The organism is Petrocella atlantisensis (assembly GCF_900538275.1).
Classification (GTDB): Bacteria; Bacillota; Clostridia; order Lachnospirales; family Vallitaleaceae; genus Petrocella; species Petrocella atlantisensis.
The window spans coordinates 1706741-1720569 of record NZ_LR130778.1; the positions used below are offsets into that span (position 1 = coordinate 1706741).

The window sequence follows — 13829 nt, forward strand, 5'->3', positions numbered from 1 at the left end:
ATAATAGAGTGCAAACAATCTCCAAAAAAAGTGACTTCGTCATATTGATGATTTGGCTTTCTAAGAACAAAGACAAGAGCAGTTAAACTGTTCTCATATAGAAAGGAACATATTATGGATGCAAGAATTATGACTTTAGCTAAAAATTTGGTCAATTACGCATGTAAAGTACAACCAAAAGAAAAAGTACTTATTGAGTACATCGGTTCAGAGACAGAGGACCTAGCAAGACAAGTGGTTAAGGAGGTACTAGCAGCCGGTGGCTATCCTTTTCTTCAGGCCACAGATTATCGTGTCGTAAGAGAACAGCTTCTTGGTGCGACTCAAGAATTTTTTGAAATCAAATGTAAATGGGAATCCATTCGTATGCAGGAGATGGACTGTTATATCGGTATACGTGGATCTGATAATGTTTCCGAGTGGAGCGATGTGCCTGCTGAAAAACTGGCCCTTTACCAAAAATACTGGTTCAACCCCATTCACAGTGACATCAGAGTCAACACCACCAAATGGGTAGTACTTAGATACCCTAATGCTTCTATGGCACAATTGGCCAATCAAAGCACTTCCGGCTTTGAAGATTTTTATTACAATGTCTGTAACTTAGACTATGGCAAAATGTCCGTCGCTATGGATGCGCTTGTTGAACTCATGGAAAAGACCGATCAAGTGCATATCTTAGGTCCGGGAACGGATTTGAGATTCTCAATTAAGGGCTTACCAGCCATAAAATGTGACGGTCAAGTCAATATTCCGGATGGTGAAGTGTACAGCGCACCTGTTCGTGATTCCGTCAATGGTACACTCAGATACAATACACCCGCTGTATACCAAGGTTTTACTTATGAACATATAGAGTTGACCTTCAAAGATGGGAAAATTATTGATGCAAAAGCCAATAATACCAAGAGAATCAATGAGGTCTTTGATACAGATGAGAACGCAAGGTATGTTGGCGAATTTGCCATTGGTGTCAACCCTTATATCCTAGATCCAATGAAGGATACTTTATTTGATGAAAAAATCATGGGTAGTTTTCACTTTACACCAGGTAGCGCGTATGATGAGTGTAACAATGGTAATAAATCTGCTATTCACTGGGATCTTGTATGTATCCAAACCCCTGAATATGGTGGTGGTGAGATCTATTTTGACGGTGTTCTGATTCGTAAAGACGGACAATTTGTTCTTGATGCTCTATTGCCACTGAACCCTGAAAATCTAAAATAAGAAGTAATAAAAAAAACGGCTTAGCCGTTTTTTTATTACTGAAAAATCTTATCTTTAAGTGGTAACAAGGCATGAAGCAGTACCATGCCGATAATCCCAACAACGATGAATTGGCCTAAGAAAATAGTACCCATCATAAAAGGAATGCCATCCGGTACACCATAGCCGTATTTTAATACAAAAGGTATAATCGCTGCGTTTAGAAGAATAGGTGGCACAGTGACCATCCACTTATTTTTCCGAAGTCTATAGGAAAGATATGCCGCTAAAAGCGTTGTCAAAGATCCAAACACAACGTCAAGTAGAACACCTCCATATAGAATATTGGCAAGCAAACACCCAATAAATACACCTGGTATTGCTGCCGGGGTAAAAAATGGCAGAACCGTCAGAGCTTCCGCAATCCTAAATTGAATCGGTCCAAATCCCATAAAGCCAAAGACTTGGGCCAGCACTACATAGATGGCCGCAATCACACCGGATTGGACCAGATACTTCGTTTTCTTATTCATTTTAAAGCCTCCTAGTTTTGTTTATAGTCAGGATGGTTACGAACTGACTGTTGACTATAATAGCATAGAATAAGGCATAATAAAAGTCCTAATTACTTTTATTATGCCAAAGTTGGTTAAAGCGTCAAATCTATAAACTTACTCTGCAGGTACAAGAATGAGACTGAAACTTGTGTAATCTTCACTTTCTTCTTCCGATACTTGTACATTATAATTCATGCCTTCTAAGACGCCCATACTCATATGCATACCTTCAAAGTTTTGCACCAAGGTCGACTCTGCGCCCACTAACACATCTTCATAAAATTTAACCACAGTTGCCATATCATCTTGGGTCTGACCTACAATCGTGAATCCATCTTCACCATAATCCGCTGCCATTACAATTTTATCTTTTGCATAGATTGGGAGAATATCCTCCGGATAACCTTTAGGAATAGCTACACTGGCATTCTCATCGCTTGATACTTCGATCTTACCTTCATCTGTTGTAATCACTGTAGCACCTTCGCCTGAACTTGAGTCTACTTCCACCTTAACATCCTCTGAACTTAACATCGTACCAACTGCATCATCTGCTAACTTTTCCACCATTTTTCCGCAACCGGCGAGTAATACAACTAATACCAATAATAACAATAATAATCTTTTCATAACTAACCTCCTCACTTAATTTGTCTTTACACCTTATGCTAGCATATCATTATAATCATAACAATAAAGAATAGGACTCATAATCAACAACCGTAACCTCTAGAGCATATTGTTGAAGTGAACATATAATGCTACAATGGAAAAAGAAAATGACGTCGTTTTAGAGAAGGGGTATTTGAATGACTTTAGTATTTTTATCCGCTTTAGTAATCGCCTTTTCAGGCGCTATGATGCCAGGTCCACTACTCACTTATACCATTAAGCAAGCCCTACATACCGGTATTTTTGCAGGTTTTATTGTTATTGTTGGACATGCCGCTTTGGAGCTTCTTTTGATTGCCTTGATTTTTCTGGGCTTTGACACCATATTACAATCGAATCTGGCACAAATTGGTATTGGTCTAATTGGTGGTGCACTCTTAATCTATATGGGCTTTGATATGATTATCGGTTCAGCAAAGAACAAAATTAGTATTCAACTAGATGAAAACAAAAGCAACACCGGTAATATCCTTGTTTCAGGATTTTTACTCAGTGCTGCTAACCCATACTTTATACTTTGGTGGGCCATTATCGGCCTTGGTTTCTTACTACAAGCCTACAAATCATTTGGCGTCGCTGGTGTACTCCTATTTTACAGTGGTCATGTTCTTGCTGATTTTATATGGTATGGATTCATCTCCATTGCAGTAGGTACCACTAGGAAATTCATGCCCCTCGGCTTATATCGAACCATTATAGCAAGCCTTGGTCTTATGCTTATCTATTTTGGTTGTAGTTTCGTTTATGGTTCAATTTACTGAAAACTCTATTTTCAGGCACTCATTGCCGGTGTTTGCTTAATGCCAATCCTTGTTACGGTTTTTGACTGTACACCGGTGCGTTTATCTTTTTCCTCAACTGTAATCAACTTGTTGATTTTATCATAAATCGTCTTGATGATAAAATTGTCGTCTTCAGTGATCACAATTTTTTTGATATCATTATTTTCTAAAACTTCGCTCATAAACATAGTATCACTCTTATGCATACATGTTCCCTCATAACTTTCAAAAGGAGAATTAACTGTAAAGACAAAATCATATATCAATCAATAGCATGATCAATATATGATTCCTTCCAAGCTAAGATGGATTTTCAAATTAGGTTGGCATCTGATATATTTAAAACTACTTCCCCTCAGGATGTAATTTTAAAAAATTATCCATTCATGATGTGAAATGTGAATGGGTAATGTTTTTGTAATTAGAATGATACCATAATCTGGGACTTATACAACCCATCTAAGGCAAACGGTATGCATAGACAAACAAACAGCATCTTTTATCTAAAGAAGCTGTTTGTTTGTCTATGCATACCGTTTGTTTCTATTGGCTTTTATTTGATTTTATATATGCTAAACTTTGAATTATAGGTGAAATTTCAACTGTTTAATTTGATGTTTTAGCCATTTTGAGGGTCATACATATGCATACACTTATTATTGATTACATATATGACAAAATCTCATCTCAGGAAAACTTAGATTCTGATGAAAAGGCCATGATACGCTATTCATTGGAGGTGGTCGTTAACACTATCACAAAACTGCTCATGGTTTTTGTTGCTTTTTTACTGATTGGTAGGCCACTTGAATTCTTCTTTATATTGGTTTGTGTGGTCGGTTTGCGCAGTTTCAGTGGTGGACTTCATTTTGAATCCTTTTGGGGTTGTGTGATTTTCACACTGATCTATTTTCTAGGTACCCTGATTATAAGCCAACTTCTACCTGCCACAGATTTACTTATATATATCACGTGCCTTATTGCATTTGTAATAACATTGCTCTTTGCACCTGTCATCTCACCCAAACGCCCTAGGTACCCCATTAAAAAAATCAGACGCTTTAAGATGGCCAGCCTGATTTTTATCATCCTTTATCTTGGTGCTTATAGGGTTATCGGTAATCATGCTTTTTTTGAGATAACCCTTTGGGGTTTGATTATACATATCATACAACTATTTATTGGAAAGGGGGTCAATTACCATGTCGAAAAAAAGACAATTCACAACCTTCAGTAGTCTTTTATGCTCACTACTGATAGCCATTGCACCGCTGATTGTTAGTACAACAGCATGCATCTTGGTATGGGGAGAGCCTGAATGTCCAGAAGTTCTTAAAGTATTATAGAACGTGAACACGTATACACACTTGATTGTCTTGATTAACCATCATGTTTTCAACGGAATAATGACCACCATTTTTCTTGACGATTTTTGCCAGGTTATAAAGACCGTAACCTCGGTGTCGTCGATCATCTGATTTTGTGGAGAATCCTTTGTCGAACATTTTGTTAATCTGGTCACTCTTTAGGTATGGATGATCATTGACCACCTCAATGATGTTCATGCCTTCTTCTTTATATAGGCCCAGTTTGATTCTACCACCTGTTGCTGTGGCTTCCATGGCATTGTCCAGTAAGGTTCCTATAATCTCAATAACCATAAAGGGTTTAAGCTTGGTTTTCATCAGATAATTGTTGATATCGATATCCATTAAAAGGTCATGACTCTCTATGACTTTTTTCTTACTATAAATAAAGCCGGCTAAGAGCTTACTATCAAGCTTCGCCAAATTACCCAAATCTTTTCCCATATCTACATCCTCTACATATGCGGACATTTCTTCGATTTTCTTTTGGGTATTTTCTTCTGAATTTAACATCATCTGAATACACTGAATATGGTTGTCATACTCATGTTGTCTGGCTCTAATCTCACCCATCAGCTCTTCTATGACCAACATATATTTTTCATAGGTTTCCAGTTCTTTTTGTTCATTATAGCTTTTCATACTTCTGGTAAATAGTAAAAGGTTGACCACCATAATTAGAAGAAATATCGAAGCAAAACTAAAGGCATTGATCAAAAAAACATCGCTGTTGGTATACCAGAAAATGAGTGATCCTACACTGAGCATAAAAATGTTGATGGCAATCATACTAAAGGTTCTATTCTTAATCAGGCGTTCATTCATCAAGATATGAATCGGTAGGAATTTGTATACCGGAATCAGCAGCAAAACCGTCAAACTATGTCCCACCAAGCCTGACTTAAAAGAATAGGCCATGTCCATAATAAACAATTGACCGATGACTAAAGATGTTAACTGAATCAGTAGTAATAGGATGGTCGCTATAACATAGACATAAAGACTCAGTAATGGCTTAACATCAAAAAGGATATTGATGAATAAGATGACCATAATAACGTTAATCACAAACGCCCGTTCATTGCCTATATAGTGAGAAAACAAACCTGATGTAATACCAGCTGCTAAAATCATACCAATCTTAAAATAAATTGGTTTAGTTTTACTGGTCCTAAGTAGTGCCAACACCACAATAAAGTATTCAATTAAGTCAAGTACTGAAAATAAAATGCTTTGTGCAAATGTCATATCGTTTCTCCTATGAGTTCTTTATAGTAAACCCTTCCAATGGGAATAATGGTGCTTGTTTGATGCAACTCAATGTATTTATCTGCTTTGTGGATGGCTTTAATTGCCTCTTTATTCACAATAAAAGCCTTGTGGACTTGAATGAAGGTATCATTTAAAGATGCTTTCATTTTTTTTAGGGATACATTGGGGACTGTGATGGTATCTTGTATGGTATGGACATAGAGTTTCTGGTTACTGGCCTCAATATATAAAATCTCTGCCATATCAATTTTGAAAATACAGTTTTTAAGATGTAGCTCCAATTTATCCTCTTTATGCGCATCTGCCTTATACCCATAATGTATAAGTGTGTATAGTTCTTCTTTCAGTTGTTCTTTGTCAAAGGGCTTAACAATGTAGGAATAGCAATGGGTCTCACTAAATGCCATGATGGCATGGGTTGGGACGGCTGTAATAAACACAATATGCGTCAACTTGTATCGGTCTATTTTCCGTACCTCTTTAGCAAAATCCAGACCATTCCCATCTTCCAGTTGTATATCTAGAAGTAAGATATCCATATTCACTTCATTTAAGAGCTCAAGACCTTTTACCACAGATCCCGACTCATAGACCTTAGCATCCCGATCTAGTTCCATTATAATTGCTTTTAGATTTTTTCTAAGGATGGCTTCATCCTCTAATATCAAAATATTACCCATCTTGACAACCTCAGCTCTTTGAAATCTCTATTGAAATATCCTTTATTTTATAATAACAATTATACACTTTATTGCCTATAGGGTTAAGGTGACAAAATTACCGAGTTGAGCAACTTCCTATATTATATAGGTCTTATTTCCTATGATTCTACCACATTTTTTTATAAATGACACTACCTATCTACATATTCACCCATTTTTGTATACTTTTGTTTCTGTCATTCAAGACAAAAGGACTTCAATTTTACTTGAAGCCCCTCTGCCTTGGATAATACTATTCACTAAATAAGGAGAAGATATATCATAAAAACGGTATGACCGATTCTTATGGTGAGGTAGTATGATCTGTTGAATAAGATAAGACCGTGTAAGGGGAACCATCTGGATCGCCTTGGTTAATGTCATCCAATTGAATGTTATTAAGGAGTATTTGAGTCTCAAAAGCCTGGTCTTGACTTTGTAGGTTAATTTCTAGTACATAACGTTCATTGACTTTCTCCATAGCAAAATGAACACTGTTAATGCCACCACCAGATAGATTGTGGGTTGTCGAACCTTCTTTTATAACAAGGGCATTGTTTTCAAGTATAATAACTTTATCAAGAGTCGCCGCTACCTGATTATTCAGTAACTCTACATCCGTAATATTCCTGATTTCTTCCGTTGTTTTAAGAGCGGTTAATCTAAGATTCGAACTTTGGGCAATCTGATCAGAGCCATAACTAAGTGTCCCCAGATTAAACTCCAGAAAGCTGAAAATCATGGTAATGACGATACTCATAATTCCGATGGTGACAATAATCTCCATCAATGTAAAACCGTCTTGTTTTTTCATCATACTTTTACCTTCCTCATATCCATGCATTTTATGGCTCCGTAATAATCGGAATAAACATATGCATGGTCGCATCAAGGTAATCACCACCGGTTGTATGTTTATCAATTCGAATGCCACGTGCATCAAAATCATCTAATGGGTCAACACCAGATCTGAAGGCGGTACTATCCCAGTCAAAATCAATGGTCTCATCAACAATATCCCCATCACTCATGGTGGTAGAATAATTGTCTTCATCCGTGTCGCTCAGTAAGGTTCTGACTCTGGTCAATTCTTTTTCATAGTCTTTTTGAATCTCATAGGCATTCTCTGAAAATGCTTTTGAAGATGCCAAGGTGTGAAAAGCAAATTGAAGGCCGGTAAAGGCGGCAAGAATAACGACAAAAAGTAGAGTAATGGCAAGAATCAGTTCAAACAAAGTAAAACCCCGATTCTCTATAAGCTTCATCTTCCAGAAGTTCTTCTGTTTTTTCACTTGCATAACCTCACTCCCAATAGTCAATGGACATTTGTTTATACAGTGTATAAGTATCTGTTGACGGGTTGGGTTGTGTATAACTGATAGAGGCATCCAGATCCACTTCCCTAGCATAAATACCGCCATAGATATCTGTATTACCATTTTTTATTTTCACATAGGCTTCCGGTCCAATGACATAGCCACAAAACTTTGCGTTGGTATCCATTAACACATTATTTGAAAATGTATCCGAGCCATGAATAAAGAAATTCAGCAGACTGGGGTTTTTATCTGTACCTTCATCGCCAATAACATTACTGCCGGCAATAATTAAGTCATAATACTGACCTTCATCCTTAAAGATATTATTACCGGATGTGGAAGAATTGCTCTCATCCATGATATAAAATTCAACCCGGTTGTCGTTATCCATCCTTAGCGCTCCTCCTAGATAGAACGCATCTTCAACAATAATCATCAGATTATGATTACCTGTCACTTCAATGTCGCCGTTCATAATTGCTTCCCCTTGGACCAACAATACCATCCATTTCTCACTAGAGCTACCCGCACTTAGGATTCTAAAAGTATCCTCATAATCCTCAACGGAACCTTTTCTGTATTCTGCCATATCCGTATCAATGGTCAATGTCTTATTGTTCTTCATATCCCACTGAGTAATGGTTGCTGAAGCTGTGATGTCATAATTATCATCAATATCTAGATCAATCTCATTGGCTATAGAAAACCCGTTAAGTCTTGGTACCGTAATGGATACATTGTTGGTTGTATATGGCATGATGTTCGCTTCCCCAACTTCATTCTCATCGGATTGTGTTTTAAAGTCTATGCTACCACCGGAAGCCAATTGTCCCGTAAAGTCTTTGACTTGTAAATCCTCCATATCCTCTTTAGCGTAGACACCGAAGTCCAGTTCCGTTCTATCCCTATAGGACATGATGATGTTAACTTTGGCCTGGGTGTTTTTATACGTTCCAAGAGAAGATACTCTGTACTCATCGCCATCTTTTTCAACACTGACTTCCAAATCCCCTTCACCATCTAATACACCACCGGCCTCTGCCACTTGTTCATCCAAAAACTGTTCATAAGCTGAGTTATCCATACGCTCCATCTCCATAGCCATAGACTCTGCTCCGGCTCTTGCGATGTAATAGGCCTTCATATAATCGGTCTGATACATAGCTTGATCGTTCTCACCCATACTAAGTGTAATCATCGTACCCATCAGAAGGAATACAACCGTCATCACAACGACCACATAGGCCAAGGCAGCACCTTGTTCATTTATTTTCAAATGCCTTATAATTCTATTTAACTTCATACCATCACCTGCTTCCACAACATCCATGAGGTGTCTAGATTTATTTTTCAAGCAAGCCTCTGTTGTCTCTTATCTAAAGTAATATAGCAAGTAAACAGCTTCTGCTTTGGTGAGTATTCCAAAGGGATCTGACCAATCCTTGGCTGGTACTGATTTATTCGCTTCCAGTGAAGCTCCTATGGTTGTCCATGTAAAGTTGCTCTCCGGTTTAATCTTGTTCATAACAAATTCCACTTCGCCATAGGTCATGGGGTCTTTAGGTCTCAAAGTATTGTCTTCATATCCTACGATAAAGCCGCTTAGATAGCCACGATGAATAGCCTTAGCAAAAGCATTTTCTAGACTTCCCAGCTCTTCATAATCATCAAAAGTGGTCAAGTCCAGATCACTATCGACAACAGGCCAATCATAGACCTTATCCAGTAACACGATAAACTCACCTCTGGTCATAGGCTGATCCGGTTCGAAGGTCAGGTATGGGTTCAGATACAAATGACCGGCTTCCAGAAAAGCCTGAATCTCCGTTTCCATATAATGACCGGCAATGTCTGTAAAATCAAAATAACGGCTAAAATTAAAAACATCACTGTTTTCATCCATATACAGATACCGAACGATACCATCACTTTGGATGGAAGGCGAAAATGGGTTTTCCTTATAAAAGAGATCATCTACATACCACTTATATAGGTCATCCTGAATCTCAAGGTCTGTTGCAAAGGTGTAAAATTCCAGTTGAATGTTGCCTTCTATTTCTTCTATTTCTTCGTTTTCATCAACTTGTGCTTTGACTATACTGGCTGTGGTCATATTAATGTGTTTTGGAAAGGACCACATACTTTTTAGCATGTTAAGAAGAGATGTATATTGTCCCGTATAGCTGATGTTCACCACATCCTTCTTAAAGGCTATGCCATCAATTTCTTCCCATACAGGTATCTCAAATCCTATGACTTGCTCTGTAATATATGGCATAAGTAGGAAATCACTGAGCAGTAAAATAATCTCTTCTTGTGGTGTGGTGTTAAAATAAGCACCAGCTTTGTCTTTCATAGCCATATAAGCCTCTTCAATGGCCGTATCCACCTGATCTTCGTCTTGAACCAGTTTTTCTAGCCCTTCCAGTTCTTGCTGTCCAATGCGCAATTCTTGTTTAAGGTCTTTTAGATTGGTCATCTGTGGTTCCAGGGCATAGACAAATACCATCCAAGCCGTAATAAAGGTCAAGACCAAAGTCAGAAGTATTTTCTCACGGTTAGATATTCTCATGGTTGCCACCTCCTATTTGAACTTGAATGACGAATCCATATCCTGTCTCATTGTTAACGATCTCGGAAATAAAGAGGTCCGAGACGGAGGTCATTTGTCGTAAATTATGTTCAAATTCAGCAATGGCTGGCTTATTAAGGGCAATGCCTCCCATGGTAATAACACCATCCACCATATCTATGCTAACCAGTTCCACATCCATGGGCAATGTATCGCTGATCATAGCAAAAACATTCTCCTGAACCAAATGTCGATCATGAATGGTCCCATTCGCCACTTCAATGTTACTAAGGATGGTCCCCAAATTGTCTAAGATATCTTTTTTATGGAGAATACGGCCTAGGTCCTCACTGGCTTTAATCTCGGCAATGGCTGTATTGGTCTTTGCCAAATCCATTTCCAAATAGGTTCTGATATAGTAGTTGTAGCCATATAATCCGGCCATGCCTACAAGCAAGAGGATGCATAAGAGGAGTGTGACCACAAAACTGGTACTTTTTTTCTCTTTCTTTATGGATAGATCATTAAAAAAATTATAGTCTGACATCGTCTCACCTACCTTCTATACATAACGCCAAGAGCGTTAAGAATCTCTGTCAAATCAAGTTGTCCCTGTTGGTCTAAGGTGACCGAACTGACTTTCTTGATGCGTTCCGTAGGTAAGTTGAAAACACTCTGAATATAGTCTTCAAAGCCGTTAATTTTCGATAATCCACCATAGATATAGATGTATTCAACCTGTCCGGCAACAGCATTTCTGGAACTGTAGTAACGAAATACCTTAGTAATCTCTTCAAACCAATGGTCCAAGGTGGATTTGATGATGTTGACCACTTTACCTTCCTCGGTCAGTTCATTCACCGGATAATTCAGATTATGAATGCTCATTTTGCTTCGTTGTGCTTCATCAAGGGGCATGGATGCGAACTTACTGATGTTCTGGTCAATGTCTTTGCCGCCAAAATCTAAAAGACGTTGAAAACGCATTTTCCCTTTTTGAAAAATACTGATACGGACTTTCTCATATCCAAGATCTATAAAAGCCACCGTGTTCTCCCGGTGGTAATCGTTACCGTTAAGTCGTCTTTGGTTCTCGATAAGTTTAGCAAAGGTGTTGGCCTGAGTATCTAATACTACCGGTTCCAAGCCTGCCTTATGAATTAAAGTATGGATTTGACCAATCAATCGCTTAGGCACAGCTGTCACCAGCATCTCAGCAAAAGGTTTGTCTTCAATCTCAAGTTCCTTCATGACCACAGACTGAACACTATAGTTTTCCATGTCGATGGGTAGAAACTGTTCCACTTCATATTTGGCCATATCTTGTAAAGTCTCCTTGTTGCTGCTGGGCACAGACACATCTCTTGTAATAATCTGGCCACTCTCGATACAGCAAAAACACTTCTTCTCATGAATCTTATTGTTCTTAATTAGATGTTTTAAGTTGGCACTTAAACCATCCATGTCCATGATTTCCCCATTGGCATAGAGTGAAATGGGCATGGGGTTTAGGATGACTTTCCGAATGACCAACTCGTCTTTCTTCACATCTCCGATGACCAACTTCATTGTGTTGGTACCAAGCTCTAAGGCGATAATGTTCTTATTCATTTTCTTTAAGTTGTTACCCATCCCACACACCTCCATATTTGCAATGGGTTGCAAGGCAACCCATTGCTACATAATGCTTTATCTTAATTTAAATAGACTATGAAGTATAAAATTCGGTATCAGCTTATGGAGTAACAGCAGCTGTAGTATAGCCATCTTGACTATTATAGCTAATATCTCCACCATCTCCACCTGTTAAAGTTACCGTTGCAATACCGTCACTAGCATCTCCTGAATCCATCGTAATTCCTACACCTGTAAAATGTTGTAGTGCTGTACTATGATCATCTATCATAGTAGCATCTTCTAACACCTCAATTGTTGGTGCTGTTTTATCATTTGCGGCCCAGTACAATTCTGCTGCCCTTGCTGCTACCGCTGCGTATTCTTTATCACTGGCAATCTCTGCTTGTGCCGTGAAACCGATTAACCTTGGGATGGCGATCATGGCTAAGATCCCAAGTATTACAATAACGATGATAATCTCCATAAGTGTGAATCCTTTTTGATTTTTCCATAATTTTTTCATCATAATTTTCTCCTCCTAATCGTTTATGGTCATAATTACGATATGGTTTTAAACATATCAAACATGGGTAGTGCCATTGCGATGACAATGAATCCGACGATGAAGGCCAAGATTAAGATCATCATGGGCTCAAACATGGCCACCATCCGTTGAAGTGCATTCTCCACTTCATCATCATAGTAATCTGCTGTCTTATCTAAGATATCGTCGAGTGTACCAGACTCCTTTCCAATCTCAATCATGCCATCCACCATGGGTGGGAATAGGTGACTTTCTCGGACCACAAGATGCAGTTCATTGCCTTTTTGAACTTCATCTCGAAAGCCAAGAATGGCCTCTGAGACAATTTTATTACTGATAATGTCAGACAGGTTTTTTAGTGCCGTCAGCATAGGTACACCACTGGCCAACATGGTGGACAAGTTTCTGGTGAACCGTGCTGTTATGATCTTGGTGTTTAGGTCCTTAAGAACGGGCAGTCTAAGTTTAAGCCGGTCAATATTTCTGCGTCCCTTCTCAGAATGGATATATTGATAGCCGATGAGCAGAAGTGCGATTGTTACGAGGAACAAAGCAATACCATTGTGTCTGGCAAATTCACTTAGTCCAAGTAAAGCCTTCGTTAGTCCCGGCAATTCAACCGTTGATCGTTCAAACATCTTTACAAAAGTAGGGAGTATGAAAGTCACCAAGAAGGCTACCACCAGTAAAGACATGACCAATAAGATGATGGGATAGACCATGGCTGAGCGAATCTTACTTTTTAACTTCCCTTCTTTTTCAAAATACACGGAGAGCCTTAGAAATATAATCTCCAAGGTACCGGACAACTCACCGGATTCCACCATGTACACCATGAGTTCCGGGAAAATCCTAGGGAATTTCTTCATACTTAGGGACAGGACCGTACCTTTTTGAACATCGTTATACATCTCCATCAGCGCTACCTTAAGTCTTTTGTTCTTAACCTGCCGTTTCATGATGTCCAGTGTCTTTGTGATGGTACTACCGGCTTTTAACATGGCATGAAGTTGCCGGCAGAAGAAGGACAAGTCTCTGGCACTCACACTTCTTGTAAATGTGACTTCCTGAGTTCCAATCTTGACTTTTTCTTCAATGAGGACCGGATAGGTATTGTTGCTTTTTAGCATCTCGATGACCCCTTGCCTAGAGTCTGCCATAAAGACACCTTCCGTCATCTCTCCACTAGCTTTCATAGCTTTATATCGATATTCCAT

At 38.6% G+C, this 13829-nt stretch carries 17 protein-coding genes; 4 read left to right on the forward strand and 13 right to left on the reverse strand.

The features are described 5' to 3' along the window. The first annotated feature begins 114 nt into the window (after positions 1 to 114). A complete protein-coding gene (locus PATL70BA_RS07965; RefSeq protein ID WP_125136875.1) occupies positions 115 to 1230 on the forward strand; it encodes an aminopeptidase in 1116 nt (371 codons plus the stop codon). A 35-nt stretch (positions 1231 to 1265) separates the two neighbouring features. On the opposite strand, the gene PATL70BA_RS07970 is transcribed toward PATL70BA_RS07965, so the two are convergent. Beyond that, complete coding sequence (locus PATL70BA_RS07970) at positions 1266 to 1742, reverse strand: QueT transporter family protein (RefSeq protein ID WP_125136876.1); 477 nt, start codon at positions 1740 to 1742, stop codon at positions 1266 to 1268. Positions 1743 to 1880: 138 nt separating this feature from the next. Beyond that, a complete protein-coding gene (locus tag PATL70BA_RS07975; RefSeq protein ID WP_125136877.1) occupies positions 1881 to 2396 on the reverse strand; it encodes a hypothetical protein in 516 nt (171 codons plus the stop codon). A 179-nt stretch (positions 2397 to 2575) separates the two neighbouring features. Here PATL70BA_RS07975 and PATL70BA_RS07980 point away from each other — a divergent pair, with 179 nt between their 5' ends. After that, entirely contained in the window at positions 2576 to 3199 is a 624-nt protein-coding gene (locus PATL70BA_RS07980) for a LysE family transporter (RefSeq protein WP_125136878.1), read from the forward strand. A gap of 11 nt (positions 3200 to 3210) precedes the next feature. On the opposite strand, the gene PATL70BA_RS07985 is transcribed toward PATL70BA_RS07980, so the two are convergent. Then, entirely contained in the window at positions 3211 to 3426 is a 216-nt protein-coding gene (locus PATL70BA_RS07985) for a hypothetical protein (protein WP_125136879.1), read from the reverse strand. A gap of 437 nt (positions 3427 to 3863) precedes the next feature. On the opposite strand from PATL70BA_RS07985, the gene PATL70BA_RS07990 reads away from it, so the two are divergent. After that, entirely contained in the window at positions 3864 to 4457 is a 594-nt protein-coding gene (locus PATL70BA_RS07990; protein ID WP_125136880.1) for an accessory gene regulator ArgB-like protein, read from the forward strand. Further along, positions 4423 to 4566: a cyclic lactone autoinducer peptide gene (locus PATL70BA_RS17125; protein ID WP_125136881.1), complete on the forward strand. Its 144-nt coding sequence runs from the start codon at positions 4423 to 4425 to the stop codon at positions 4564 to 4566. Before PATL70BA_RS07990 ends, PATL70BA_RS17125 begins: the two co-directional genes overlap by 35 nt. Here the strand turns inward: PATL70BA_RS17125 and PATL70BA_RS08000 are convergent. The 10 genes from PATL70BA_RS08000 to PATL70BA_RS08045 form a co-directional block, all read right to left on the reverse strand. After that, positions 4561 to 5835 (reverse strand): sensor histidine kinase, encoded by a 1275-nt coding sequence (locus PATL70BA_RS08000; protein ID WP_125136882.1) that lies wholly within the window; start codon positions 5833 to 5835, stop codon positions 4561 to 4563. The genes PATL70BA_RS17125 and PATL70BA_RS08000 overlap by 6 nt on opposite strands. Further along, entirely contained in the window at positions 5832 to 6539 is a 708-nt protein-coding gene (locus tag PATL70BA_RS08005) for a LytR/AlgR family response regulator transcription factor (protein ID WP_125136883.1), read from the reverse strand. The genes PATL70BA_RS08000 and PATL70BA_RS08005 overlap by 4 nt, the downstream gene beginning before the upstream one ends. Positions 6540 to 6864: 325 nt before the next feature. Continuing rightward, entirely contained in the window at positions 6865 to 7377 is a 513-nt protein-coding gene (locus tag PATL70BA_RS08010) for a prepilin-type N-terminal cleavage/methylation domain-containing protein (RefSeq protein WP_172596168.1), read from the reverse strand. Positions 7378 to 7405: 28 nt separating this feature from the next. After that, positions 7406 to 7858: a prepilin-type N-terminal cleavage/methylation domain-containing protein gene (locus tag PATL70BA_RS08015; protein ID WP_125136885.1), complete on the reverse strand. Its 453-nt coding sequence runs from the start codon at positions 7856 to 7858 to the stop codon at positions 7406 to 7408. 4 nt (positions 7859 to 7862) lie between these two features. Beyond that, positions 7863 to 9233, reverse strand: a complete 1371-nt coding sequence (locus PATL70BA_RS08020) for a hypothetical protein (protein ID WP_125136886.1) — start codon at positions 9231 to 9233, stop codon at positions 7863 to 7865. Between the two features lie 18 nt (positions 9234 to 9251). Then, the gene (locus tag PATL70BA_RS08025) at positions 9252 to 10451 is read right to left on the reverse strand and encodes an S-layer homology domain-containing protein (RefSeq protein WP_125136887.1); all 1200 of its coding nucleotides are present in this window, start codon (positions 10449 to 10451) and stop codon (positions 9252 to 9254) included. Further along, entirely contained in the window at positions 10438 to 10998 is a 561-nt protein-coding gene (locus tag PATL70BA_RS08030; RefSeq protein WP_125136888.1) for a PilN domain-containing protein, read from the reverse strand. Before PATL70BA_RS08030 ends, PATL70BA_RS08025 begins: the two co-directional genes overlap by 14 nt. An 8-nt stretch (positions 10999 to 11006) precedes the next feature. Further along, positions 11007 to 12083: a pilus assembly protein PilM gene (pilM, locus tag PATL70BA_RS08035; RefSeq protein WP_172596169.1), complete on the reverse strand. Its 1077-nt coding sequence runs from the start codon at positions 12081 to 12083 to the stop codon at positions 11007 to 11009. 103 nt (positions 12084 to 12186) lie between these two features. Next, positions 12187 to 12594, reverse strand: coding sequence for a prepilin-type N-terminal cleavage/methylation domain-containing protein (locus PATL70BA_RS08040; protein WP_125136890.1), 408 nt, complete (start codon positions 12592 to 12594; stop codon positions 12187 to 12189). A gap of 32 nt (positions 12595 to 12626) precedes the next feature. Beyond that, positions 12627 to 13829, reverse strand: a complete 1203-nt coding sequence (locus tag PATL70BA_RS08045) for a type II secretion system F family protein (RefSeq protein ID WP_125136891.1) — start codon at positions 13827 to 13829, stop codon at positions 12627 to 12629.